The organism is Nonomuraea rubra (assembly GCF_014207985.1).
GTDB lineage: Bacteria > Actinomycetota > Actinomycetes > Streptosporangiales > Streptosporangiaceae > Nonomuraea > Nonomuraea rubra.
Window position 1 is genome coordinate 11783495 of sequence record NZ_JACHMI010000001.1, and the last position, 23360, is coordinate 11806854.

Annotated in this window: 39 protein-coding genes and 1 pseudogene; 15 read left to right on the plus strand and 25 right to left on the minus strand. The window is 66.8% G+C overall.

Annotation, left to right across the window (positions count from 1 at the left end):
• Positions 1-7 precede the first annotated feature (7 nt).
• From HD593_RS54000 to HD593_RS54035, 9 genes are all read left to right on the plus strand, one after another.
• Positions 8-193 (plus strand): hypothetical protein, encoded by a 186-nt coding sequence (locus tag HD593_RS54000; RefSeq protein ID WP_185110596.1) that lies wholly within the window; start codon positions 8-10, stop codon positions 191-193.
• Between the two features lie 74 nt (positions 194-267).
• On the plus strand, positions 268-507 hold the full coding sequence (locus HD593_RS54005) for a hypothetical protein (protein WP_185110597.1): 240 nt from the start codon (positions 268-270) through the stop codon (positions 505-507).
• Between the two features lie 169 nt (positions 508-676).
• Positions 677-847 (plus strand): hypothetical protein, encoded by a 171-nt coding sequence (locus tag HD593_RS54010; protein ID WP_185110598.1) that lies wholly within the window; start codon positions 677-679, stop codon positions 845-847.
• A gap of 106 nt (positions 848-953) precedes the next feature.
• Positions 954-1124: a hypothetical protein gene (locus HD593_RS54015; RefSeq protein WP_185110599.1), complete on the plus strand. Its 171-nt coding sequence runs from the start codon at positions 954-956 to the stop codon at positions 1122-1124.
• Between the two features lie 90 nt (positions 1125-1214).
• Positions 1215-1421 carry a hypothetical protein gene (locus tag HD593_RS54020; RefSeq protein ID WP_185110600.1) on the plus strand — a complete coding sequence of 69 codons (207 nt, stop codon included), beginning with the start codon at positions 1215-1217 and terminating at the stop codon, positions 1419-1421.
• A gap of 67 nt (positions 1422-1488) precedes the next feature.
• On the plus strand, positions 1489-1716 hold the full coding sequence (locus HD593_RS54025) for a hypothetical protein (RefSeq protein ID WP_185110601.1): 228 nt from the start codon (positions 1489-1491) through the stop codon (positions 1714-1716).
• Between the two features lie 30 nt (positions 1717-1746).
• Positions 1747-1872, plus strand: coding sequence for a hypothetical protein (locus HD593_RS64105; RefSeq protein ID WP_281402523.1), 126 nt, complete (start codon positions 1747-1749; stop codon positions 1870-1872).
• A 63-nt stretch (positions 1873-1935) separates the two neighbouring features.
• Positions 1936-2085, plus strand: coding sequence for a hypothetical protein (locus HD593_RS54030; protein ID WP_185110602.1), 150 nt, complete (start codon positions 1936-1938; stop codon positions 2083-2085).
• A gap of 201 nt (positions 2086-2286) precedes the next feature.
• Positions 2287-2496, plus strand: a complete 210-nt coding sequence (locus HD593_RS54035; RefSeq protein WP_185110603.1) for a hypothetical protein — start codon at positions 2287-2289, stop codon at positions 2494-2496.
• Here HD593_RS54035 and HD593_RS54040 read toward each other — a convergent pair.
• Complete coding sequence (locus HD593_RS54040) at positions 2481-2777, minus strand: hypothetical protein (protein WP_185110604.1); 297 nt, start codon at positions 2775-2777, stop codon at positions 2481-2483. The two genes, HD593_RS54035 and HD593_RS54040, sit on opposite strands and share 16 nt — an antisense overlap.
• A gap of 59 nt (positions 2778-2836) precedes the next feature.
• Here HD593_RS54040 and HD593_RS54045 point away from each other — a divergent pair, with 59 nt between their 5' ends.
• The 4 genes and pseudogenes from HD593_RS54045 (at position 2837) to HD593_RS54055 (ending at position 5747) form a co-directional block, all read left to right on the plus strand.
• A complete protein-coding gene (locus HD593_RS54045) occupies positions 2837-2977 on the plus strand; it encodes a hypothetical protein (protein ID WP_185110605.1) in 141 nt (46 codons plus the stop codon).
• A gap of 281 nt (positions 2978-3258) precedes the next feature.
• Positions 3259-3465: pseudogene (locus tag HD593_RS65460) on the plus strand (HNH endonuclease); the annotation flags it as partial.
• A 9-nt stretch (positions 3466-3474) separates the two neighbouring features.
• Positions 3475-5163: a DEAD/DEAH box helicase gene (locus HD593_RS54050; protein ID WP_246547240.1), complete on the plus strand. Its 1689-nt coding sequence runs from the start codon at positions 3475-3477 to the stop codon at positions 5161-5163.
• Positions 5160-5747 carry a hypothetical protein gene (locus tag HD593_RS54055; RefSeq protein ID WP_185110607.1) on the plus strand — a complete coding sequence of 196 codons (588 nt, stop codon included), beginning with the start codon at positions 5160-5162 and terminating at the stop codon, positions 5745-5747. The genes HD593_RS54050 and HD593_RS54055 overlap by 4 nt, the downstream gene beginning before the upstream one ends.
• A 162-nt stretch (positions 5748-5909) precedes the next feature.
• Here the strand turns inward: HD593_RS54055 and HD593_RS54060 are convergent, their stop codons facing one another.
• The 8 genes from HD593_RS54060 to HD593_RS54085 form a co-directional block, all read right to left on the minus strand.
• Positions 5910-6200 (minus strand): hypothetical protein, encoded by a 291-nt coding sequence (locus HD593_RS54060; RefSeq protein WP_185110608.1) that lies wholly within the window; start codon positions 6198-6200, stop codon positions 5910-5912.
• Positions 6201-6364: 164 nt separating this feature from the next.
• Entirely contained in the window at positions 6365-6715 is a 351-nt protein-coding gene (locus HD593_RS54065) for a hypothetical protein (protein WP_185110609.1), read from the minus strand.
• 10 nt (positions 6716-6725) lie between these two features.
• Positions 6726-7268, minus strand: coding sequence for a lamin tail domain-containing protein (locus HD593_RS54070; protein WP_185110610.1), 543 nt, complete (start codon positions 7266-7268; stop codon positions 6726-6728).
• A gap of 85 nt (positions 7269-7353) precedes the next feature.
• On the minus strand, positions 7354-7482 hold the full coding sequence (locus HD593_RS64110; protein WP_281402524.1) for a hypothetical protein: 129 nt from the start codon (positions 7480-7482) through the stop codon (positions 7354-7356).
• Positions 7479-8279 (minus strand): peptidoglycan recognition protein family protein, encoded by an 801-nt coding sequence (locus HD593_RS54075; protein ID WP_185110611.1) that lies wholly within the window; start codon positions 8277-8279, stop codon positions 7479-7481. Before HD593_RS54075 ends, HD593_RS64110 begins: the two co-directional genes overlap by 4 nt.
• A complete protein-coding gene (locus HD593_RS54080) occupies positions 8279-8599 on the minus strand; it encodes a putative phage holin (protein WP_185110612.1) in 321 nt (106 codons plus the stop codon). The genes HD593_RS54075 and HD593_RS54080 overlap by 1 nt, the downstream gene beginning before the upstream one ends.
• The gene (locus tag HD593_RS65465; RefSeq protein WP_425262869.1) at positions 8592-8786 is read right to left on the minus strand and encodes a DUF7620 family protein; all 195 of its coding nucleotides are present in this window, start codon (positions 8784-8786) and stop codon (positions 8592-8594) included. The genes HD593_RS54080 and HD593_RS65465 overlap by 8 nt, the downstream gene beginning before the upstream one ends.
• Positions 8783-9079 (minus strand): hypothetical protein, encoded by a 297-nt coding sequence (locus tag HD593_RS54085; protein WP_185110613.1) that lies wholly within the window; start codon positions 9077-9079, stop codon positions 8783-8785. Before HD593_RS54085 ends, HD593_RS65465 begins: the two co-directional genes overlap by 4 nt.
• A gap of 117 nt (positions 9080-9196) precedes the next feature.
• Between HD593_RS54085 and HD593_RS54090 the strand changes: the two genes are divergently transcribed.
• Positions 9197-9406, plus strand: a complete 210-nt coding sequence (locus HD593_RS54090; protein WP_185110614.1) for a hypothetical protein — start codon at positions 9197-9199, stop codon at positions 9404-9406.
• A gap of 94 nt (positions 9407-9500) precedes the next feature.
• Here the strand turns inward: HD593_RS54090 and HD593_RS54095 are convergent, their stop codons facing one another.
• The 7 genes from HD593_RS54095 to HD593_RS54125 form a co-directional block, all read right to left on the minus strand.
• A complete protein-coding gene (locus tag HD593_RS54095; protein ID WP_185110615.1) occupies positions 9501-9914 on the minus strand; it encodes a hypothetical protein in 414 nt (137 codons plus the stop codon).
• Between the two features lie 3 nt (positions 9915-9917).
• Positions 9918-11762 (minus strand): hypothetical protein, encoded by a 1845-nt coding sequence (locus HD593_RS54100; protein WP_185110616.1) that lies wholly within the window; start codon positions 11760-11762, stop codon positions 9918-9920.
• 45 nt (positions 11763-11807) lie between these two features.
• A complete protein-coding gene (locus HD593_RS64885) occupies positions 11808-13661 on the minus strand; it encodes a phage tail domain-containing protein (protein ID WP_185110617.1) in 1854 nt (617 codons plus the stop codon).
• A gap of 112 nt (positions 13662-13773) precedes the next feature.
• Entirely contained in the window at positions 13774-14223 is a 450-nt protein-coding gene (locus tag HD593_RS54110; RefSeq protein ID WP_185110618.1) for a hypothetical protein, read from the minus strand.
• Positions 14207-14488, minus strand: a complete 282-nt coding sequence (locus HD593_RS54115) for a hypothetical protein (protein ID WP_185110619.1) — start codon at positions 14486-14488, stop codon at positions 14207-14209. Before HD593_RS54115 ends, HD593_RS54110 begins: the two co-directional genes overlap by 17 nt.
• On the minus strand, positions 14485-14763 hold the full coding sequence (locus tag HD593_RS54120; RefSeq protein ID WP_185110620.1) for a hypothetical protein: 279 nt from the start codon (positions 14761-14763) through the stop codon (positions 14485-14487). The genes HD593_RS54115 and HD593_RS54120 overlap by 4 nt, the downstream gene beginning before the upstream one ends.
• Before the next feature lie 82 nt (positions 14764-14845).
• Positions 14846-19090, minus strand: coding sequence for an AAA family ATPase (locus HD593_RS54125; protein WP_185110621.1), 4245 nt, complete (start codon positions 19088-19090; stop codon positions 14846-14848).
• 129 nt (positions 19091-19219) lie between these two features.
• On the opposite strand from HD593_RS54125, the gene HD593_RS54130 reads away from it, so the two are divergent.
• Positions 19220-19693 (plus strand): hypothetical protein, encoded by a 474-nt coding sequence (locus HD593_RS54130; protein ID WP_185110622.1) that lies wholly within the window; start codon positions 19220-19222, stop codon positions 19691-19693.
• Here the strand turns inward: HD593_RS54130 and HD593_RS54135 are convergent, their stop codons facing one another.
• The 9 genes from HD593_RS54135 to HD593_RS54175 form a co-directional block, all read right to left on the minus strand.
• Positions 19694-20032: a hypothetical protein gene (locus HD593_RS54135; protein WP_185110623.1), complete on the minus strand. Its 339-nt coding sequence runs from the start codon at positions 20030-20032 to the stop codon at positions 19694-19696.
• A gap of 32 nt (positions 20033-20064) precedes the next feature.
• The gene (locus HD593_RS54140) at positions 20065-20589 is read right to left on the minus strand and encodes a hypothetical protein (protein WP_185110624.1); all 525 of its coding nucleotides are present in this window, start codon (positions 20587-20589) and stop codon (positions 20065-20067) included.
• Positions 20589-21077, minus strand: coding sequence for a phage tail tube protein (locus HD593_RS54145; protein WP_185110625.1), 489 nt, complete (start codon positions 21075-21077; stop codon positions 20589-20591). Before HD593_RS54145 ends, HD593_RS54140 begins: the two co-directional genes overlap by 1 nt.
• Positions 21078-21080: 3 nt before the next feature.
• Positions 21081-21290 carry a hypothetical protein gene (locus HD593_RS54150; RefSeq protein ID WP_185110626.1) on the minus strand — a complete coding sequence of 70 codons (210 nt, stop codon included), beginning with the start codon at positions 21288-21290 and terminating at the stop codon, positions 21081-21083.
• Positions 21290-21622, minus strand: a complete 333-nt coding sequence (locus HD593_RS54155) for a hypothetical protein (protein ID WP_185110627.1) — start codon at positions 21620-21622, stop codon at positions 21290-21292. The genes HD593_RS54150 and HD593_RS54155 overlap by 1 nt, the downstream gene beginning before the upstream one ends.
• A 70-nt stretch (positions 21623-21692) precedes the next feature.
• The gene (locus HD593_RS54160) at positions 21693-22127 is read right to left on the minus strand and encodes a hypothetical protein (RefSeq protein ID WP_185110628.1); all 435 of its coding nucleotides are present in this window, start codon (positions 22125-22127) and stop codon (positions 21693-21695) included.
• Positions 22124-22558, minus strand: coding sequence for an HK97-gp10 family putative phage morphogenesis protein (locus tag HD593_RS54165; RefSeq protein ID WP_221525408.1), 435 nt, complete (start codon positions 22556-22558; stop codon positions 22124-22126). Before HD593_RS54165 ends, HD593_RS54160 begins: the two co-directional genes overlap by 4 nt.
• Positions 22555-22989 (minus strand): DUF6093 family protein, encoded by a 435-nt coding sequence (locus HD593_RS54170; protein ID WP_246549736.1) that lies wholly within the window; start codon positions 22987-22989, stop codon positions 22555-22557. Before HD593_RS54170 ends, HD593_RS54165 begins: the two co-directional genes overlap by 4 nt.
• A gap of 8 nt (positions 22990-22997) precedes the next feature.
• The gene (locus HD593_RS54175) at positions 22998-23351 is read right to left on the minus strand and encodes a hypothetical protein (protein WP_185110630.1); all 354 of its coding nucleotides are present in this window, start codon (positions 23349-23351) and stop codon (positions 22998-23000) included.
• Positions 23352-23360: the final 9 nt, after the last annotated feature.

A 23360-nucleotide genomic window follows, 5' to 3' on the forward strand; every position in this document is an offset into this window, starting at 1 on the left:
AGGTCACATGGACCTCGTGAAGATCTTGGGATTGATCGTCGTAGCCGTGATCGGGATGCCGTGCGCGCTGGTGCTGGCTGTCGCCAACCCAGCACTTCGCGTGCCGGTCCTGGTCGTGGTCGGCGTGCTGATCGTCGCAGGGGTCTGGTGCCTTATCCGAGTCGCCAACTCGCCGTCCCGGCCGCCTGAGTAGATCCCCCACGCTGCGTCCCCACCAGTTCACCCGCACCGCAATACCCGACTCAACCGATCAAGAAAGAAGGAATCATGTTCGACAGGATGCCGCCCGAGAAGCTGGCCAAGGCCAAGGGACAGGCTCAGCAGGCCGGCGAAGCCAGCAAGCTCGCCAGGGCCGCCAACGGTCACGGCGTGACCGGCGCCGAGCGGCGCAAGGCCGAAGAGACGTTGGTCCGCACCTTCGGCAAGCGGAAGGCGGCCCAGCTCAAGGAGAACGAGCTCCTCCGTGCTGGCGCCCGCCCCAAGGGCCTACGGAAGTGGTTCGGCTGATGCCTCACCGAATCGATCTCCGCGCCGCTGCCGACGGGGCCGATAAGGCCGCCGAGTCCTTCACCAGGCAAGGCCGCCCACTGGAGGCGGCAATCAGTGCCTGCATGGCCGCCCACTACCGACCGGCACTCCCCTGCGGAGGCGCCTGCACCGACACCCAGGAGGGCCGATGAGCAAGTCCGTTCCGCCTCTCGACCACCCTGTGCGGTGGGTCAACGGCGTGGCTCACGTCGCGATCCACTGCGGCGGCTGCGGCGAGACCGTCCGAGTGGTGGGCGTCACCACCACCGCAGGCGCTCTCGCCGAAATGAAGCGTCTCCGCATCCACCAGCACGACTGAGCGGCTGTTGCGGGTGCGCTCTCCTGACCCCCACTTCCCCGCGGGTCAGGAGAGCGGCCCGGAGCGTCCGCTCCCTCAAGCCTCATCACACCGAAAGGACCTGATCATGGGTCACGGTAAAGCCAAGAAGGTGGTCCTGTACGTCGCCGCCGGGTTCGCGCTGTTCTACCTGTTCTCTCGCCCCACCAGTGCTGCTGCTGCTGTGAACGGCGTGTTTGACGGGATCCTCACGGGCGCCAACCAGTTGGCCGTGTTTTTCAACGCGTTCGTCGCCTGACGGGGGTGACTGTTGCGGGTGCTCGCCACCGCGGGGGCTGTGGCGGGCTTCCGGAGCAGTCAGCTCCACCTCGCCTCAAGGAGGCCAATCGTGGGTGATCGCGCGATCAGAAACATGCTGGTTCAGGAGTGCAGCGACGGCAGCTTTCTGGCTACGTTGCCCTGCCCAGTAGCGGGCTGCGGCGCGGACGCATCAATGACCAGCAGGAACAAGAACGGGCCCTACAACGGGGCGTGCGACAAGGGCCACACCATCGACGCGCCCTGGGCGAAGGAAGGCCCAGCGTCCGACCGCTGACCTTGCGAGCGCTCGCCACGACTTGGTGGGCGCCAGAGTAGCCACGCAACGAGAACGGAGACCTGTCATGGGCTTGTTCAGCAACAAGAAGACTCCGAGCCCCGACCCGCCGCCGCTGCGGCGGAACCTGGTGCGCAACCTGCTCAAGCTCGGCATGACCTGGTACGGAGGCGACCCCGACGGCGACGACTTCGAAGCCAACCGAGACCGGTACTACCGGGCGCGGGCGAAGTGCACGAAAGCGGAGATCGACTACGTGGAGGATGCGCTTGAGCGGCACGGCTACCCGCCATGAGGCCACAACTCCGCACGCCAGGACGTGACCGTGGCGGAAGCCCGCCCAGCAGCAGCCGTTGCCCTGACCGGGGTGGCCGCCCACATCACGGCCGAAACCGCCCGCCGCGTCGAGGAGTGGGCGGACGAGAAGTTCGGCGAGGAACCACCTCGTTGACCAGCACCCCTTGAGGGTGTCCACATATCGGCGCCCCCATCATCGACGAAAGGAGAAGAGCACATGTCGTCCGACTGGACCCAGGAAGCGGAAGAGAAGATCCGCGACGAAATCTCCAGATACCTGACGGCGCCCGATGCGCGCAGAGCGCAAGAGGCCATGGTGAGACTGCAGGAGATCAAGTCGGATCCGGCGTCACAGCAGCAGAGCTGACACCGGCCCGCACCCAGCACCGTTAGCGGTGTTCACATATCCAGCCCCGGCCGCCCGAACCTCGCGGCCGGGGTCTTCTCATACGAACGCCCCGGCTTCCCCCTGCTAGCCGAGGCGTTCTGGTGGGTGGTCGATCCCATCGAACCCCATACCCGTAGGTCCGGATTGTATTCGTTTGTCCGGTTTGCTTACTCTGTTGGCGTGACACGCTGGCGAGGACCCCGAGGCATCGAGATCGAGGTCATCGTGCTGAACGGCTACCAGCGCTTCAAGGTCACCCAAACCGTAGGGAAGCGCCGCTACCTGCTCGGCTACTACGGCAACCTGGCAGGCGTCCTCCACCACGTGGGCGACCTCGCAGACCTAGTCGAAGTGCTGGACTTCCCCGCCGACCGTCATGCCGCGTCCTGAGGTCCGTCACCACGGGCCGCTTTCCTCAGTGCCATCTCCGCCTTCAGCACCGATTCCACCTCGTCCCACCATGGCAGGTTTCGTAGCTCTTCCATGCGGTCCAGCCGGGCCATCCGTGCCCGGTGCAGCTCGTCTGCCAGGTCGTCTGGGATCTCCGCCTCGCCTGCGGCGACCGCACTCCCGGACGGCATGGAGGCGACGATGCGGTGCACTTCAGCGTCCGCTTCGTCGTACGCCCGCTGGGCAGCGATCACTTCTTCTGGGATGTCGAGGTCGGCCATAAACGGGATCCTACGGACACGCCTGCGGGTGATCACGTACTGGGGCCACGATGTCGCTCATGGATCAACAGCAGGCCGACGAGCTCATGGCAGGCGCGAGGCTCCGGGCCGCGCTGGTGGACCACATCCAGGAGACCGAGCCTGTACCACCTGAGGTGAGTGAGGCGGTGCGGGAGTTGTACGGGGAGCGGTCAGCATGACGCAGCGTGAAAAGAATCATCAGAGCCGAAACGATCATTGAAGGCGAGCATCATCTACCAGATGCGCAGAGAATGCAGTGATTTGCATCACATATAAGCCATCAATTTTGTAACGATGATCTTCGGAAGGCGCTTGCTTGGTGTGCCTATCACTTTAGGTTCATCCATGAGAACCCTTCGCGTCTGGTGGTGAATCGCTACAGAGCGGCGTTGATTCATGCATCCTTGTGCCTCACGAGTCAGCGCGGTTCAGTGTGCGTTAACGGGAACGCCGCCGCGTCATGCTTCGGGGGAGGCGCGCGGTGAGCCGCCGTTTCAACCAATCCCAGAGGGCCGCCCTCTTCCTGGCTACGAACGGCCGCTGCGCACGCTGCGGTGAGGAGCTACAGCCAGGCTGGCACGGCGATCACGTCATGCCTCACTCCAGAGGCGGCGCTACGGACGTGACCAACGGTGAAGCGTTGTGCCCCGGATGCAATCTCCAGAAAGGGGATCGCATGAGTCAGCTCAGGGCTTGGCAAGAGGACGCCCTCAGGGAGTACAGCCTCTGGACGCCTCGTGAGGGCAACGGCTTCCTCGTCGAGGCCACCCCTGGCGCGGGGAAGACAAGGCTGGCGATCGAAGTCGCCTGCCGGGCGCTGGCATCGGGGCGCGTCCAGCGCATCGTCATCGCCGTGCCGACCGCGCGTCTGGAAGGCCAGTGGGCCGAGGAGTTCGGCAAGCAGGGTGTCAGCATCAACCCGGGGTGGCAGGCCGCCGACGGACGTCTCGCCTCCGACGAGCAAGGGTGCGCCGCCACATACGCGGAGATCGCCAAACAGCCGCAGATCTATCGCAAGCTCATCTCCGAGAAGCCAACCCTCGTCATCCTCGACGAGATCCACCACTGCGGCGGAGACGATCGAGCATGGGGAGCTGGCGTCCGCACCGCCTTCCAGCCGGCCACCGCGAAGCTCCTCCTCTCGGGCACGCCCTTCCGGTCCGACAACGACGAGATCCCCTTCGTCAACTACGTGGATGGGGTCGGCGCCCCGGACTTCCGCTACGGCTACGACCGGGCACTGGCCGACGGCGTGGTCCGCGCGGTCTTCTTCCCGCGCCGCGGCGGCCTCATGGAATGGACCGCTCCGAACGGCGACTCCCGCAGAGCGACCTTCGAGGATCAACTCAACGACCGCGAGGCCGCCCACCGCCTGCGCACCGCGCTGTCGCCGACGGGCGACTGGCTGCCATCGGTGCTCAAGGAGGCCGACGCACAGTTGAGCGAGCTGCGAACGGTTGACCCGCAGGCCGGCGGCATCGTGTTCTGTGAAGACTCCTTCACCGCCCGCGAGGTCGTCAAGCTGCTCACCGCCCTCGGTCAATCACCGGTGCTCGCCATCACCGACGAGCCCGACGCGGATGAGAGGATCAAGACCTTCAAGTCCTCGACAGCAGCGTGGATCGTCACCATTCGCAAGGTCAGCGAAGGTGTCGACATCCCGCGGCTCCGCGTCGGCGTGTACGCCACCCCATGGATCACGGAGCTGTTCTTCCGCCAGGTGGTCGGCCGGCTCGTGCGAATCCGCCCCGGCGAAGACGACCCGACCGCATACCTCTACATTCCTGACGACGCGAGACTCCGCGAGATGGCCGCGCAGATCAAGCAGCAGCGCGACCACATCCTCGACCAGCAGGAAGCAGAACTCCTCGGAGAGAGCGAAGCCAACGCCGGCCCCTCGGGAGAGCAGCCCTTGTTCTCCCTGTTCTCTCCGATCTCGGCCACACCCACCGACGAGGGCGTGATTGTCGACTCGGACACCATCACGCCGGTGGAACTGGCCAACGCCGAGCAGATCAAGCGCATGGACCCCACCACGGTAGCCATGCCGACGGCGCTCGTTGCCAAGCTGCTCCGCAATGCAGGCACAACCGCGCCGACCGCTCCAGCGCCCTCGTTCGAGACAACCGAAGCACCCTTCGAGCGCAAGGAGAAGCTGAAGAAGAGCAACAACACCGCCGCCCAGCGCATCGCCCGCGCCCTCGACATCCCCCACAGCAAAGTCAACGGGCACCTCAACAAGCTGGTCGGCGTGTCCGTATCGCGAGGCGTACGGCAGTGCAGCGAAGAGCAGCTCGAGCGTCGCCTGCGCTACGCGCAGCAGTGGCTCGCTACCGGCACTGCCCCCGGAAAGGAAGCCGAATGACCGTGGATCTTCGTGTGGAGAACGACCACCTGATCACCGATCTCCGCGGCGCCGTCCACAACGGCGAATCCGGACTGGCCTACGTACCCCGCCTACTCAAGAAGGTGCTCGAGACCGAGGCGTGGCGGGAGCGATATGACGCCAAGTCTAGGAGCATCGTGGCGTTCAAGTCTTTCGGGGATTTCGTCACTACCCCGGCTACCGAGGGCTTGGGAGCGTCGATGGATCTAATCGAGAGGATCGTTGGCACTGACGATCCGGAACTGCTGATTCTTTTGCGTACGGCCAAGGCCCGAGGTCGTGGGGCCCGCACCGACTTACTTGACGGTGAATCACCGTCAAGTCTGGCGGACGACACTACTGGTAGAGATGTTGCCCGCTTGGCTAGGGAAGCCCCTGAGGAACTTGCCGCGGTCCAGCGCGGCGAGAAGAGCGTCCACGCGGCCGCCATTGCGGCCGGCATTCGTCGACGCCGCATCCCTGTCCGCCTTGATGATGCGTCATCAGCCCTCCGCAGCCTGCAGGCGAACAGTAGCCCGGAGTTCTGGGCCGAGTTCAAGCGGCTCGTGAAGGAATCCGAGTAGAGGCCGTACAACACGAAGAAGCCCCCGCCCCGGTCCGTGAGGACCAGAGCGGGGGCAAGGTCAGCCACCCAACAGGGGCCGATGCGTTGGTCGCGCACATCAAGTATGCGGCTGTTTGATTAGTTTGTTTCGCTGGCGCGCGGGCTACTCAAGTCCCGCAGATCAGCCCTCTGAATGGGCATTTGATGGCTGCTCTACGTCTGGGTCATCGAGCGGGATGCCGAGCAGCACGGCGACGTTGCGGGAGATGAGTGGCGGGTTGGCGGCCTTCGCTCTGGCCTCCAGATACATCCGGCCGATGTCCTCGATGCTGTCCACCTTCAGCGGCTGGTTACGTCTCTCCTCTGCGCCGGCCCGCATGGCTTCGATCTCGTCCACGTAGAAGCGGTCTCCATTCGGATAGACGTAGACGTCTCGCCCGTCGTGCCACCTGACGATCTCGGGGTCGTCCATGCCACCTCCCGGTCTGCTCCCAGCATCTCCCAGTTCTGGGAGGTGGACGCGAAAGAGGGGCCGGGCCACCCCGAAGGATGACCCGGCCCCTCATGGCATGGCTCGCCGCCCGCAGCAGCAACGAGACGATGCCTCCAGACGGCGCTTCAGCGCCTCTGGCTGGCTCAGCGTACAGCCGGCTTCGGCGACACGTTCTGCCGCACGAACATGCTGGCCGCCATGGCGACGAACGCCATGATGGCCGCCGTCTGCTCATCCGACAGGGCCAGACCGAACACCAGCGCCACCGTGATGGCCGCCTGAGCGAAGCCCAGCACCGCCGAATGGATGGAGCTGCCGCCGTCCGCGGCCCGGGTGACGATCGCGGTCCACACGCCGATCGCCGCAGCGAAGATGGCGTTCAGGGCGCCTACCTGCTCCTGCGTGAGAGGCAGCACGAACGCCGTCAGCATCTGCAGACCGGCGCTCAGGAAACCCAGGATGACCGCGGGCTCGCGACCAAAGATCGTAGGCATGAGGGCCTCCCTAGTTGACGGTGTAGCCGCCGTTCCAGTCCCACGACTTACTGGCCACCTGCGTGGCGCCCGAGGTCAGCCACACCGAGTCGGCGTCGTTGTTGAGGAAGTGGCCGGAAGCTCCGCAGTCGACGTCGCTCTTGGCGTACAGCCGGTACTCGGTGCCGTTCTTGTAGTTGCCGCCCCACCGGGAGCCGTTGAACACGGTGACGGTCTCGCCGGGCTGCAGCATCGCGGCTGAGCCCTGACCGGGCAGGCCGGTGACCGTGTACTTGTTGCAGGTGTGCGGGTTCGTGTTGTTCTTCGACCAGTTGTCCTGGACCACGAGACCGTCGACGTCGACCGGTGCACCGCCCGTGACCTTGAAGGTGACGAACTCGCGGTTCCGGTTGGCCCATGTGTCGCTGCCCATCGCGTCCGTGCCGACCTCGACGATCGTCAGGGCGCCCGCAGGCAGGTCCAGGGCGGACGTGGAGGCCGAGGCCGGGCTGCCTGCGAGGCCAGCAGCGGCGACGACGGCAGCGAACAGAAGCGCGCTCTTGTTGAGACGCATGAGGATGCTCTCCTTGAGAGGTGAATACAGAAGAAGCGCCCTCGCACCTGCGGGGACGCTTCACGTGAGCCTTGAATACGGCTCGTTAGTTGGCCTCGTCGATGAGGCTCGGAATGCGCCCGTCTCCGGGCTCGTTCTCCGCGGGCTCGGGATGCCGCGGAAGTAGGGATGGGTAGAGGGTGTGCCACCAGCGCAGCCACAGGCCGTCGCTCACGACACCCTCGCCAAGGCGGCCCACGTCAGAGGACCGACCAGGCCGTCCGAGTCGAGCTTCTTCAGCTTCTGGAAGCCCTTGATGAGCTTGACGAACTCATCGTCGTACCCGGTGCGGTCCAGCCACTCCTTCAACCCCGCCGCGGCGTACACAGCCTCAGGCAGATAGCCGCGGGCGTTCAGCAGGCCGCGCGCCGTCTTGACGTCCCAGTTGTCGTCCCCGGGCCGCAGCAGGGGCAGATCCTTCACAAGCTTCTCCGTCCAGCTCAGGTCGTCGGCCGGCGCCGCGGGCTCGCCACGCAACAGCGCGGCGACGTCCCGGCGGAAGTTGTTCATGTTGATCGAGTGAGGGTCGGGCTTCGAGGCGTTGACCTCCTTGTGCCCCTTCACGGTGGACACCGGCAGACCGAACTCGCGGCACAACTCAGCGCACAGCCGCTTGTAGGCGTCGAGTTGCACCTTCGGCCATGGCGTCCGGCCGTCGTTCTCCGCCTCGATGCCGATGGACCGGCTGTTGGTGTGCCCCAACGACAGGCTTGGTGCGTTGTGCCAGCACCGGCCTGCGGCGACGATGAAGATCCGGCCGTCGCGCCTCAGCCAGATCTGGGAGAGCGGACCGTCCAAGCCTGGTCGTCCGTCTCGGACCACGTGCATGTCGTTCCAGCCCGCGGTGTGGTGGCAGACCACCCCATCGACCTCTTGAAGCGGACCGTGGCCGCGCGTCTTCCACCCCGCCACCTCTGTCACGGGGCAGCCCGTACGCCGGGCCACCTTGGCGAGTTGCGTCAGGTAGGGCATCACGCCTCCTTCCGCGTGTGCTCGCGGCGCTTCTCGCGCCAGGTCTTGAGGATGATGAGGAGCCGCCAGCCGAGCACCACCGGTACGCCGGCGAACGCGATGGACCGCAGCGTCCGGATCAGGTCGCTGTCCGGGATCCACACCCGCAGCGCCCACAGCGCCAGGACGGCTGCCAGGACGGATTGGAACGCCATCACGTGCCTGCCGCCAGGCGTCTCCCACCAGCGGGCCAGCAGCGCCTGAGCGGCCACGCAGGCGAGCGCGAGCAGCGACGTCACGATCAGGAGGACGCTGCCGATGAGGTACAGCTCGTCATGCATGCCCGCCTCCGAACGCATCGTCGAGGAGGGCGCTGAACCCGTTCGCCTCGCGGAGTTCCCGCAGCCTCTGGGCGATGGAGCGGGCGCGTCCGGCTCGTTCACGCGCCTGCCGGAGGTCCTGCTGGGCGCGGAGTTTCGACTCGGCAGCCTCGCGTTCGGCGCGTCTGATCTCTTCCTCTGGCGTCATCGCTGGGCCTCGCTCTGGCGCTTGCGGATCTCTTCCAGCAGCGCCATCGCTGTCTGGCTGCCTTCGGCCGCGGCTTGGAGCGCGGCGCGGGTCTCTTCGGCGTGGGCCTTCCTGGTGAGGTCGTGGGCGGCGCGTTCGGTGTCGTACAGCTTGCGCCACTGCTCGATCTCCTTGACCAGCCTGTCCACGGTGGGTTTCGGCGCTATCCAGCCCTTGAGAAACAGGATGAATGCGAGCCCGGCCAGACCGGCGTTGAGAAGGATGCCGATGATGTTCGGGTCCTGCACACGCACCTCGGATCGTTGAGCTGGGATGGGTGGAGGTGCCGCCCGGGAGCACCCTCAAGACCCGGGCGGCACCGATCAAGGAGATAGACCTCGCGGCTAAACTCCGCACGTGGGGATGAGATCTTGAAAAGGGCGCTGCGGTATGGGCTGGCCGCGCTGATCCTGGCTGCGGTCGCAGCGATCGTGGCTGCTGCCCTGGCTGTGGTTCCGTTCCTCATCCACGGGGACATCTCCGACGCGTTGCTGACCGGTGCCGGCTCCGTTGCCGTCGTGGTTGTCGGACTAACTTTTCGCGCCTGGCGGGAACGAAGAAGCAGCCGCTCTGACAAGTAATGAGTGGCCGCCCGCGTTTCCCTCTACCGACGCCAGCCACCGTTCAGAGCTGAGGAGTCGATACGCGGGCGGCCACGTTCAAGGGGGGCGTCCGTCAGGAGTTGATGATGTTGGCGGCCCGCAGCGACTGAAGCAGCGTCACGAGGACACCCCGCGCGAGCTGAGCATCATTGCGCAGGTCCTGGTAGACGGACACCGTCACCTCGGGCGGCGATGACGGGCTGGTGAAAACCGGCGGGCTCGCCACAGCAGCACCCGGAGTGAAGGGTGGCGATGGTTTGAGGGAGTAGACGGATCCGTCAGCGCCGCTCCACATCGGCTCGTCGCCGTTGGCGGTCAGGTGGCCGCCGCTGTCCGGTGTGGACGGCAGCGTCTGGTTGGGGATTTTCCACCCTTGGCTGGCCTCGGTGAATCCGCCCTGGTTGGTGACAGAGGAGCGGAGTTCTCTGACCGCCTGCTCCAGGGCGCGGATGCGGTCCATGACGTCCTCAGGCTGCGGCAGCGGCATCGCTCAGATCTCCACTTCTTCCTCGAACACGAACGTCGCGGACTCCTGGCTGCTGCGGTTGGTGGCGCGCACGGAGATGCCGATGACCCGCCACCTGTGGTTGAACGAGGCGCCGCCCGAGCGGATGGGCCACCAGTCGTTGACGAGGATCACGCGCGCGTAGTCGCCCAGGTTCTGCGGCGTCCAGTCGGTGTCATCCAGGCGGACGCTGATCTGGTGGACGCGCACCGCTCCGGGCCTCTCGCCAGCCCACCGCATCGCGTACGCGTTGAGGGTGCCGACCTCTTTGACCGTGCTGTAGTCCACGGTCTTGTCGATCCTCGGCCAGCCCGCCAGCAGGTGCGCCGTGGCGTTCTGCGGCGACGACATGAGCGGCTCAGAGCGGGTTGAGGCGTCCGTGGAGACGCTCTCGCCCCTGGCCCGGTACGACGTGGCGCCCCGGATCCCGTCGGTCTCCTGCGACCACGACAGGACGTTGCCGGGCTGCGCGAACACGTGATCTGTCTGTGTGCCGAGCTTCGGGTAGCCAAGCTTCAACTCACGTACGCGGGTGCCCGTGCCAGGGTCTGATGTGGCGAGCAGCCATTCGAACCCGTCATCGACGTCAGCAAGCTCCTTGAGCCGCTGCCCGAACGTGCCGCCCTCGGACGCCAGGTAGGTCCTGTCCCGGTTGACGCCGGACGCCCCCACAGGGAGCGTCAGCCCGATGTCCGCCGACGACAGGGCCTGCATCTCCGAGATCAGCCCGCGGGCGATCTCGAACTGATCCACGCTCTCGTACGAGTAGTCCTGCCGGATCTCCACGGCGTTCAGGTAGCTCTCCAAGGTGGACCCGTTGAGGGACACCTTGATGGCGCCGCGCCCATCGGATGCGACGGCGGCTCTCCAGATGACGTAGCTTCCCCACACGATCCCGTTGCGGTAGACGTGGCACAGGGTGCGGCCCGGCCCCGTCGAGAGGCTGTCCGGCTCTGTCGGGTCGTCCACCCAGCGCGGCACGACCTTGGCCACGGTGTCGGCGATGTCGGAGTTGACCACGTTCACGGTCGCCGAGAAAGTCCCCGGCTCCCCAATCACCCGCGTGTACGTGACGTCATCCAGGTCCAAGGTGGCCACGTAGTCATCGGTGAGGAGATCGCAGAACACGTACTTGTAGTGGATGTCCTGCGACGGCGGGATGCTCGGCGGTTCCGGCTGCGGGACGCTGCTGCCGCCCACGTCCACGGTGAACCCATGCGACTGCGTGAGCGTGATGTCGGAGACGTACGTGAAGCTGGCGGTTCCGGTCGACCCTGCGGTGGTGCGCGTCCGGGACGCAAGAGACGCCGTCGAATTATCCTGCCTGCGGTCAGCCTGCTCGGCATGGCCGGGTGGAGGCGTCCACGTGCCGCTGTTGTTCGCTGCGGCTGCCCAGCGCAGCGTCACACCCGGAGCGTTCGTCGCGGCGACACTGGGGCAGCCGACGTTGTTGTCGGCGCCGTTTTCCAGCGACGCGATCAGCGGTGTCGTGCCGTCCGCGTCCGAGATGGCGGCGATCGCGACGACACCGCCGGAGAACAGGAATGGGAAATCGGGGTCCACGCCGCTCTGCGTGAACCGGTACGAGACGGGCTCGGACGGCCCGGCGACCTTCCACCAGACACGCGTCCCAGCCCACTCGATCTGACTGCGCTGCCCGAGCAACTGCCAGGTGGTGCCGCCGGTCGGCACCGACATGTCGCCGTCGCCGACAGCGTCACACGTCTGGAAGGCGATCAGGACATCACCCTGCTGGACGCCGGGCGGTTTGGGGCAGGTGAAGACCGGGTTGCTGCTGCCGGTGGAGGAGACGGAGCGGAGGATCGCCACAGCCCACCCCCGTCCCGTCGCCGCAGTTCAGAAGGTGTGAGGGGGTTATTCGTAGGCGTCGCGCCACAGGATCTCTACGCCTGCTGTGCCGCCGGAGTCGGTCTCGTAGCTGATGTCGTTGGATCCGACTTCGGCGAACCATTCCTTCAACGGGACCGAAATCGTGTCCGCCAGATCGTTCTCATGGTCGGCGTCGCCGATCGTCGCCTTGCCGAGCTGGGTGTCCACGACGAGGAGTTCGCCGGCGCCGAGCGTGATGTCGAAGGCGAGGATTCTGTCCAGCGTCTCGTTCACGATCATCGGGTTCGTGGCCGGTCCCGTGAACCGCAAGGTGGGGTTCGTGTACAGGTCGCCGTCGTTGACGATCGCTGTGGGGCCGGACGCGTTCGCCGGGATTACTGCGGAGTGCTGGGCGAGGCTGTAGCGCCGCGGGTCCGGGCACTCGATCGTGATAACCGGCTCTGGAGCGCCGATCGACCAGTCCCGGTCCATCACCCCGGTCCGGTCGATCGCCTTCCCGAACACCATCAGCGTCTCGGTGTAGCCGCGCACCACCAGCGTCCACAGCGTGTTGTCGCGCAACGTCCTCGTGTCGTAGCGGAGCTGAGCGAGCAGGCTGGACACCTGTGTCGGATCCGACAACGACTGCACCTGAAGCTTCACCGTGACGATCCGGCGCTGCAGGTAGGACCGGCCCGCGTACGCGCCATGCCTGCCGGCCTCTTCCGCCGTGAGCGAATCCACACGAGGTTTGGCGTCCCAGCCGGTGATTTCCAGCAGCGCGTACGAGGTGCCCGCACCCCACAGGGCGGTTCCGCCCCATTCGGCCTGCCCGTCAGCGGTGATCAGGTCGCCGGGCAGGATCGGCACGGACACGCCCGGAGACGGCACCACACCCTGCGCCTGCACGACAGCGGGCGCCACCGTCACAGAAGCCGCCACCGCCGGAGCTGGCACGTCAGCCCCAGCATCCACAACGGCCGGGGAGGCGACGGCGTTCTGGATCGCCGTGATCGACGGTGCCGGGATGTCGCCGGACGCCTCCACCACAGCAGGTTCGACGAGTTCAGCGTCCCCGGCGACAACGTTCGGGGCCAACACCTGGGCGGACGCTCCGACGACCGCAGGCGAGGCCGTCTGGTCGGCGTGGATGGCCGGCGCGGGGACCTGCGCCGTCGCGCCCACCACCGCGGGTGACGCCGTCTGCCCTGCCTGAATGGTCGGTGCCGGTACCTCGCCGGCAGCCGCCACCACGGCAGGCGTCGCGGTGGCGTCCACAGATCCCGTCGCCAGGGCGACGGTGAACCCGTGCCAGGCGAGCGGTGCCACGTCAGCAGCGAAGTTGACCGTGCCCGTAGCTGCGCCGGAGGCGAGCGTGCGGCGTGCGCCCGCCTGCATCGTGAAGCCGTTGCCCTGGGACGCCGCACCCAGGTTCGTGAACCCGGCCGGGGTAGCGATCGCGATGAACTGCTCGCCCGTGTTCACCGCGACGTAGCGGATCTCCAGGCTGGCCGCGTCCGGCGGCGTCACGCCCGGGGTGGCGATGTTGAGGCCCGCAAGCGTCGATACCCCCGCCGACACCGGCGTGCTCGTGGCGGCGTTCTGGATGGCGGCAATGGTGACGTTGGGGCCGAACGTGGACGCGTTGAACGCGAACCCATATGTGGATGGCTCCGACGCCCCGGCGACCTTCCACCAGATCTTCGTCCGGATATCGCTACCGGAGTTGGTGTCGCCGCGCGAGATGAGCAACGTCCACGCCGCGCCGCCGGTCGGCGTCGTCATGTCCGTCAACGCGCCAGTGGTGTCGGACTGCCACGCCAGCAGGATGTCGCCCTGCACCGTGCCGGTCGGCCGCGAGCAGTTGACGCTCGGCCCGGACCCGTTGGCCGTGGACACAGACCGGACAGAAGGTGACGCCACACCCGCCCCCTTTTCGCTCACAGGACGGGCGGGCATGGAAAGGCCGCCCGCAGGCGGCGACTATGCGCAGGTCAGGTGGTTGACGTTGCTATGCGCTGATGACGTTCACGCGACCAATTCCGCTGGCGTTGAAGGCCACGAGCAGAGTGCCCGAGGCAGTTGTATAGGCGCTCCCGAAGTCGATCCCGAGAATCAACCTCTTCGGCGTCTCGCCATCCGCATAGGCGATACCACCCCTGACGCCGGTCAGCGTGCTGTCGGTCCACTGGACGTCGTTGCCGTCCCACGTGGCGAACGTGCCTCCGCTGGTCGTGACGGTGAACGTGGCGGACGCGATCGCCAGGCCGCCGGCTGTGTAACCGGTGCCGGTGATTTCGCCGCTCGTGCTGTACGACTGGTCGGTCGCGAAGTTCGGGGTGACCGTGTTGTCGTACAGCGCCAGCTTGTGCGTGTCGTCGTCCAGGTCGAGCGTGAACTGGGCGACGCCGAGCGCGTCCACGATCGTGTCGGCGTACCAGCCGCTAGCGGTCCATGCCATGGGAGACCGGCCCTCCGATCCTGATCGTCGCGTCCCTGCCGGGCACTCCCTCGGGCGGACGGCCGACCGTGCGCGCCCACTCCCGGAAGCCGCGCATCTCGGCCTTGGCCGTCTTCAGCGCGGCCACCGCCTCGGCCTGCTGCTCACCTGTGGCGTCCTTCACGGCCTGCTTGGCGGCGGCGAGACGCTGCTCGTAGCCCTCGCAGACGTCCAGGAACTCCAGGCCCCGCCGCGCGTGCATCGCCGCCACTCGTGCGCTGGTCACTGGAACCTCTCCCAGTTCACGAGGTGGGCGGGGATCTGCCCGACCACGGTCTGCACGTTGAGGATCTTCACGTCCTGCGCTTCGCCCTCACGCCCGACCCGGCGGCGCCGCACCCGGTTACCGAGCTGGTCCGTCACCACCTGCACCAGACGGCCCCGCTCGTCGCGGAACTCGCGCCGCTGGTCCTGTGTGGCGGCGGTGCGACCGCCGCGGATGTGCTGGACCGACCTGAGCCGGGCCAGGTCCGCCGCCGTAGCGGCGATAAGTCCGGGCATGCCGAACCGCCTCCCTTGCTGAAAGGTGTGGGAAATGACGAAGCCCCGGACCGCGCCGGGCCGGGGCTTCCGAGATGAGGGGTTACGGGCCCTTGGAGCCGAGACGCGAGTACAGGCTGGCGGCCACCCGGTCGACGTCCGCTTGCTCCCTGACGACCATGTCGCCCAGGATCTGCACCAGCGAGCCGCCCTTGGAGACGGTGGACGAACCACCGCCCGCCGAGCTGCTGCCGCTGTTGGACGAGCCGCCGCCGTACGACGACGCCGGCATCTGCTGGGGAGCAGACACCCGAGAAGCGTTCACCGGCGTCCCGTAGCTGATCGCCGAGTAGGCGCCGGGCGTCCAATCCGGCGTGCCCGACGACCCATAGTCGCCCTCGATCATGTTGGACGGCTTCTTCGACCCGGCCTTGCCGGTGATCTGCTGCGCCTTCTTCGCCAGCAGGTCCAGCGCCGACTTCACCGCCGACGACGGCTTACCCGACGATCCCGCCTTGCCGCCCGTCTGTGCAGCGGCAAGACCGAGGAGCAAGTCCTTCACGGACGCGGTCAGTCCATCCACTGAGGTGGACATGACCTCGACGCTGTCGGCCGTGACCGTGGCCACGTTGCTGATCGAGTCCTGCAAGACGTCCGAGCCCGCGATCCACGACTGGTTGAGCTGGTCCGCCGTGGAGCCGACCTTGGTAATCGACGACGTCAGCGAGCCCGTCTGACCCATCGTGGACTGCAGGGATCCCATGACGCCGGTGAGCCCGTCAGCGATCACAAGCCCTGAGTCGTCGATGGTGACACGCAGGTCCGACAGCCCGCGGGCCGCCTCCTGGTTGTTGAGGCTGAGCCCGAAGTCGTTCGCCACCTGCGCCAGCAGGGCGATCGCCCGATCCCGGTACTTGGTCTCGTACGGGATGAACGCCTCAATGTCCGCGCCCTCGCCATACAAGATCGTCGGCTGGCTGGCGATGTTCGGTGGCGTGCTCCTCCCGCCCGCAGCGAACTCCTGGAGACCGCCAGCGGCGTACTTGAAGATGCCGCCCGCTCGCGCCGGCTTCTCCTGCTTGGCTGTCAACGCGACAGCCAGGGAGCGGTTGCCGACCTTCTGCACGAACCGCTCGAACGCTGCGATGGCCTCATCCGTTTTCAGGCCCAGCTTCACGTAGATCTCGCGGTTCTTGAACTTGTCGAGCACCTCCTGGAAGTCCTTCGCGGACTTCATCGCCTTCTCCGCGTCAGACCTGGAGATCCCGTACGCCTCAGCCAGCTTGAGGACCCTCTCGCGCGCCTCGCCCGACTTGCCCGCGAGTTCGCCCAGGCTCGGCAACTGGCGGAGGATGGCTTCCTTCGCCTCATCGCTCTTGACGGCGGCTTCGCCGGTCTTGCCCGCCATCTCACCTGCAGCCTTGGCCGCCGCCTGCACCTTTTCGATGTAGCCAGCGAACTGGTCGCGCGCCTTGATGACGGCTTCCCTCTGCTTATCGGTCATCTGCGAGGTGAAGTCCAGCTTGCCGCCCGCTTCGGCGATCGCCGTCTTGGCCTCGTTGAAGGCGTCCTTCAGTTCGAGCGTCAGCCGGGCCGTGTCGGTCTTGGCGTTGTAGATGTCGAGCGACTCGTTCAACGCCTGCATCGCCACAGCGGTCGGATCCACCTCGACCTTGAGCGTGGACATGGCCGACGCCATCTCACCAGTGCGCGGGATCGTGCCGTCCAAGGTCGCCGCGTACTCGGGGAACAGCTCCCGGAGCTTGTCTATGGGCGTGCCGGCGGCAGCGGCCTGGCTGGCGAGCCGGTTGAACGCGCTGGCCGCCTGGTCGCCCTGACCGTTCGCCACCATGGTCGCCAGCGCCTGGTCGATGTTTTCGATCGACTGTTTGCCGTTGTCCAAGGTGATGATGTCGAACGAGTCGATGAACCCCGCCACCTGGTTGCCGGCGATGTTGAACCAGTTGTCTGACGCCAGCCGGGCTGCCGAGTCGCCGAACGTCTCCATCGCTGAACTCAGGCCGGACATCTTCGGGCCGAGCTGGTCCAGCAGTTCCCCTGCCGGCGCGCCACCCTTCCCGAAGTCGGACAGCCCCTTCGAGAGCTTGTCCAGGTCAGGGTTTAGGCCGTAGATGGCGTCACCGAGCTGGTCCATGGCGACAGCGGTCCCTGCCACCGCCGCGGCGATGAGCCCGCCCTTGCCGAACACGCCACCCAGCGCGGACAGTTTGCCCTGGGCGCCACCTGCGGACTTGCCGGCCTTGTCGATCCCTCCGGACAGGTTCTGGAAGAAGCCGACCGCTCCGCTGACGGCCTGGTAGCCCTTGACGGCGGCGATGGTGAGGCCGATGGCGACGGCGAGCGCCTCGATCTGCTCGGGCGACATCTTCGACAGGACGTCAGCCAGTAGCACGAGCGCGCCCAGCTTGATGGTGGTGCCCAGCTTCGCCGCGGCGAAGATCAAGCCGACGCCCTTGGCGATGGCTTCGATCTGCGCCGGGTCCATGCCGGCGAGCCGCTCGGACAAGACGACCATGAAGTCCAGGACGCCTGGTCCGAGGTCCGCGCCGACGTCCACGATCTTGCCTGCGAACGTGGCCAGGTTGCCGAAGATCTCGGCGACCTTGGGCCCGTTCTCCTGCACGTAGGCGATGAACTCCTCGAATTCCGGGCTTCCTTCGAGGTTCTCACCCCACGACTCGAACCGCTCCGTCAGCCGGACCACGATGTCCAGCAGGTCATCGCTGTACGGCAGCAGCGCCTCGAACACGCCTCTGAGGCCGTTGCCGACGTTGATCGCCGAGTCGCCCAGCCGGTCGATCGTGCCCGGCGCGGTCGCGGCCAGGTCGTCGAAGAAGGACCGCCACTCCTGCGTCTTCAGCTCGGAGTTGAGTTCCTTCAAGAAGCCGTTGAACGCCTTCGAACTGGACTTGATGACCGGCGTGCTGAGTTCCATCCCGGTCCGCATCAGGTCCATGCCGGAGCGGATCACCGGGAACACGTCCGGCTGGAGTGACCTCTGCCATTTGACGTAGGAGTCCTGGAACGCCTTGACGTCCCTGGCGAGCGCCTGCTCAGCCTTGGACAGTTCGGCGAACTTGCTGGCCGCAGCGCCCGCCGCGCTCCCTGTCTGCTGCGTTGCGGCCTTCTGCTGAAGCTGCAGCACCGTGAGCTGCTTCTGCGCCTCGGCGAGGTCCTGCTGCGACTTGAGCAGCTTGTCCTGGGCCGCCCGAACCTGGGCGCTGCCTTCGATGCCCTTCTTGTCCGCTTCAGCCTTGTCCTCGCGGAGCCGCTTCGTGCGTACCTCTTGCTCGTCCAGCCGCGCGATCGCCTGCCGATGAGCCAGTTCGGCGCGGCGGATCTCCAGGTCGGTCGACTCGTCGTCGGCGCGCACCTCGGCCAGCCGCCTCGCCGCCTCCTCCACTGAGAGAGCCGCGTCCTCCTCAGCGAGAGCAGCGTCCCGGACAGAAAACGCGAGGTCCTCGTTGGCCCGCTTGGCGTCCTTGCGTGCCCTGGTCAGATCCTCTTGGGCCTGCTTGACGGCCTTCTGGGCGTCGGCGACACGGCGCTCGGCCTGCTCCAGTTGGAGGGCTCGAGACGCCGCCTCCGCAGCGGACTGGGCGGCGCTCTTGGTCGCACCGCCCGCGCTACCAGCGGCGGTCGCTTGCTGCTGGAGCGCCTCGTTGATGCGACCCAAACTGGGGACGGCCACGGCGGCGAACCCGGCCGCTCCTACGCCCGCCGCGGTGAAGGCGCCGCCGAGCGCGCCCACGCCGACCGCGAGAGTCGTCACCGCCGGCAAGCTGGCCAGCGCCGCGCCGACCATGGCAATGCCCGCGAGTGCCCCGCCGACATCCGCATCCACCTTGACACGGCCCGACCGGCTGGACACTGACGTCATCGACGCCTCCAGCGACCGCAGATCTCCCAGCGCCCGCGTCGTGTCCACTCGGACCTCGATGTCGGCTGAGGACCGGTTCAGATCCTCCAGGTCCCGCTGGATCGCAGCAATCTCGGTCTTGGCGGCGCCAGCGTCGAGGTCAACACCGATCGTGCGTGACGACAGGTCCGCCATACGACGCTGCAACTCAGCGAGGCTCGCCTGAGCCTGCGCGGTGTCGACGTCTGGCCGGATCGGGTCGCGGCGGTCCCGTAGCTTGGCTAGGTCCCGCTCAAGTTGCAGAATCTTCGCCTGAGCGCTGACCGCATCGATGTTGACGGGCAGCGGTTTGCCGAGCGAGTCGCGGAACTTGCTCGCGGCGAGGGCAGCCTTGCTCATCTCGGTGACGAACGGCTTGACATCGCCCTTCAGAACAACCGTTACGGACCTGTCGGCGATCGGGCTCACCTCCGATCGAAGGGGCCCAATCCCAGCGGAATCAGTGGCCTACAGACGTTCCGTCGTGGCACGGTGCAAACCGCGTCACCTTCAGGCGCGTCTACTCCGCGCCTCCATCTACTTCCTCAGGAGCCACTCATGCAGCCATGGCAGCAATCCGGCCCGCAGCAGCCCCCATCGCAGCCGTACGGGCCGCCACAGCAGCCGCCGAACCCGTACGGGCAGCAGTACACGCCGCAGCAGCAGCCGTCCTACGCGCCCGCCCCGGCGGGGCACGCGGCGCCGCGGCGCGGCCAAGGGTTAGCGATCACGACAGTGGCGCTTGGCCTGGTGGCCGTGCTGCTGGCGCTGACTACGCTGCGAGGCGTCGGCCTCGCCGTAGCGCTCGTCACCGCCATCCTCGCCACGATCGCGTTGGCGGCGAAAAGCCAGGGCGGCACATGGTTCGCCGTCACCGGGCTCGTCCTGTCGATGCTGTCGCTGCCCGTCGCGTTCCTGGTGTGGACGCTTTCCGCCGAGCCTGCTCAGTCGGACGCGGAGCGGCAGAAGGCGTTGCAGGAGTGCATCGCGAAGAACCCGGAGAAGGTCCTCGAATGCGCCGGCTGGGAATGATCAGGTTCTGACCAGCGCCTTCTTCACCTTGAGGTACACGCGGAACAGCAGGCCGGGCGGAGACTCCGTGTACTCCGACTTCCGGTGCTCCAAGGGCGTGCAGGCATGGCACCGCATCGGGGGCGGCGCCTCGTACCTTCCCTCGTTCTCCGGGTCGGTCGTCTCGCTGAGCGGCAGTCCGCACCCCGGACACTTGTCGAACTCGTTCCTCCGGTGCGCCTTCGCGTACCCGAGGTCCTCGTCCGTCCACTCCGGATCGTGAGTGGTGACGGCACGTACCAGCCGGCCGTCCTCGTACTCGTACACGGTGACCGAGCGGCGTTGCCGCCCCAGGAGCACCGACCGCGGCACCCGGTAGGCCGCGGCGAGCGCTACTTCTTCGGCGAGTTCTGGAGAGCTTCGGAGGCTCTCCTGGATTTTGGGACGTCAACCCCGGACCGGTTGAGCCCCCACAGCGTCTGGAACAGGTCGTTCCACTGGCCCGTCGACATGGCGTCCACGAGTTTGCCGGCCTGCTCCTCGCTCATCGCCGGGTCGACCGCGCACGCCGCCAACAGACCCGGCCCGAACGTCTCGCTGTTGAAGGCGCCGTCGTTGTCGTTCCCCTCACGCGGCGGATACTTGGCCAGCAGGTCCATCCACGTCTTGTGAGTGACCGCACGAAGCTTGATCGCCACCGTGTGGGCGGCCATCTCCGCTTCCAACTCCTGAACACGGGACGCGAGCTGGCGCACTTCGCTGGAGTTGCCCGCGAGCGAATCCCGAGCCTGCAGTTCGGCGCGTGCGAGCTTCTGCTCTACCTGCTCCCACTCGCCCTGCAGGTCCGCCCGGGTGCACAGATTGAAGGTCCGCTCGGGCAGACGCATCTGCCCGAGCAGGTCGTCGATCGACGTCATCAGGCGGCAACCAGCGCGTCAGCGTCAGCGGTGGTGTGGTTGAACAGCTTCGACACGAACCGCTGAGCGGCATTCAGCTCAGGCGGCTGCATGTTCGGCCGACCGCACCGGACCGGGTACACCTCGACGTTCTGGCCCGCGGCGTACGCGGTCTCGTGCGCCATATTGCGGCGCACCACCAGGTAGCCGAGTTGCCGGTCCACGAGCGTGTCCCAGCCGATGTCCTCGACCGCGACTTCCTTCCGCTTGACCGTCAGCTCGATCGAGTACTTGACGGTCCCCGCGTCCTCCGTCTCATCCCGGGAGGCCAGTGCGGTGTTGTCCACCGCGGCCTGCTCCGGGCTGATGCCGAGACCGTCCTTGGTGATGAACTCCTGCAGGTCCACGCCCGCGTTCAGCTCGGCAGCGGTCGGGGCGGAAATGTTGGCGATGGTGAGGCAGAACGTCACCTTGACGTTGCCATCACCGAGAAGGTCAGCGCCAGCCATGGCCTACTCCTCATCCTTCGTGGCCGCGGCGCGGCGCGTAGCAGTGGTGGTCTTGGGGGTGTCCGCCTCGGCAGGCGACGCAGGGGCGGGCGATGCCTGCTCAGGGGTGGCGTCGACCGGCTCGTAGTCGGGGAAGTGACGCAGCGCGTCCGGGGAGACCAGCGCGGTGTGGCCGGTCAGCTTGGAGCGGACGCGGACAGTGGGGCGGGCCATCAGATGCGCACCGCCGCGAACGTCACGCTCGTCACCGACGAGCAGATGAAGGTGACCAGGCGGCCATCGCTTGGGTCGCCGAACTCCGGCAGCATTGGGATCCACATCTCGGCGCCGGTGCCGATCGTGTACGCCTTGTCCGGGTTGTCCACCAGGTAGGCGGTCTGGCCTGCGCCGGAGATGGTGCAGGTGATCGACCCGCCGGAGCCGTTCTTGACGTGGATGAACGTTCGTGAGTCGGCGAGGACCTTGTCCCCGGTGGTGGCGGTCGCAGCGTGGTAGGTCGGCGTGACGCCGGCCACCGTGACCGCCTGAGCTGTGCGGGTAGCCACTACGGGCTCCTTTCGGGCATGCCAAAGAGCCCGCACACCTCGGGTGCCGGGCTAAGTCAGGTGAAGTGGGTTAGGCGGGCTGCGAGCGGAACGCGATCTCAACAACCGCCATGAAGGTGGGTGGAGTCACGGACTCGTCCCGTCTCACAGGTGGCCCGCCAGGGGTGCGGACCGGGTAAGTGGATCGGCTGGGCACAGTGAGGCGGCGGCCGATCAGGGCGGCACGTACGTCGTCGGCCGCGTCCTCGACCTGGGTGGCGTTCGCGCCGAACAGGTTGATCTGCGCCTGGTAGTCGAGGTACTCGTACGGCTCGGACACGTTGCCGTCCGGGATGCCGCCGAACGGGTAGACGACGGCGTACCGGATGAAGGTGGACGTGCCGGGGCTCCCTTGCCAGCCTGCCCCGTCTGGCCGGCGCGCTCGGCCGACCAGCATGGGGATCGCCTGGATGGCGGCCACTACCGCGTCCGTGTGGGGTGTGGTCGCGGCGATGGGGATGGTCATGTGATCGCCTTCTTCGCGATCTGCGCCATCACCTTGTCCAGAGGCTCGGTGGCCTGGTCGAACGCGGGCCGCATGTACGGCTGCGGGTCTGTGCCTGGGTGCTGGATGCTCTTGACCGGGTGTTCTGCGCCTTCCCAGAAGAGGGCGCCAGCGTTGCGGGCTTTGATCTCGTGCGGCTCGGTGCCGTACTCGACGTCAGCTCCATACGCTGCCGTTGGGCCGGCTTCGAAGCCCATCCAGTCGTCGATCGGATCCACGCCGATCGAGTTCTTCAGGTTCCCGGTGTCGACTGGGGCCTTGTTCTGGCCGAGCGTGACCGTGTCGTGTCCGATCTTCTTCACGACTGTCCTGGTCAGCGCCTCGGTTCTCGGCGCCACTTCATCAAGGTCCTTGATTAGGCCGTCGAGTTCGGAGGTATCCCAGCCGTTCATGACGCCTCCAGGTCGGTTAGATCCTGTTCGGCGATGAGGACGCGTTCCCACTGCTCGGACGCCATCCGGACATCGGTCACGCGTAGATCCACGCCAGCCAGGCGCGGATCGTGAGCGGTGTCGATGTGGATGTTGTCGTGCTCGCGGACCTCGGCTGCGTCCCATTCGATGGCGACCTCGTAGCCGCGGGTGGTGACCCGCTGGTCGCCGGAGACGACGTACCTGGAGTCCGCAGGCTGCGGGGTGACCCGGCATGGGCCCTGGTAGACGACGGCCGCTTCTGGCGGATGCCAGACATCGTCATCGTCCGTCGTCCCGTCTCCGCTGCCCGGCCGACTGATTGTGCACCTGCCGGTCTGGGTTCCTGTCGCTGTCGGCCGGTGGTGCTGCGACCATCTGCCGTGGATGGGGGTGTGTCCCGCGAGCGGCATCACACCCCCTACGGCTCGTATCTGGCGTAGCCAGCCCACCGGTCGAAGTCGACGACGTCGAACCCCACAGTGTCGTCACCGACCCCGTCGTCCACCTGCTGGCGTAGTCCTGCCGCTCGGGCCCGGAGTTCAGCGGCGACCTTGGCGCCGTCCGTCTGCAGGTCCTGCGTCCGGATGACCTTGGACACCAGCACCTCGGAGGAGGCGATGACGTCCAAGGCTGCAGCAGCGGCGAGTTTGACCGAGCCCTCCATCGACAGAAACGCGTCGATCTGTGGGTCGATCAGCAGCAGGTTGTCCTCGTCCGTGTCCGGGATGAGAAGCCGGATCCGACCTCGGTCGGTGGAGTAGTCGATGGCCATCGCGCGTCT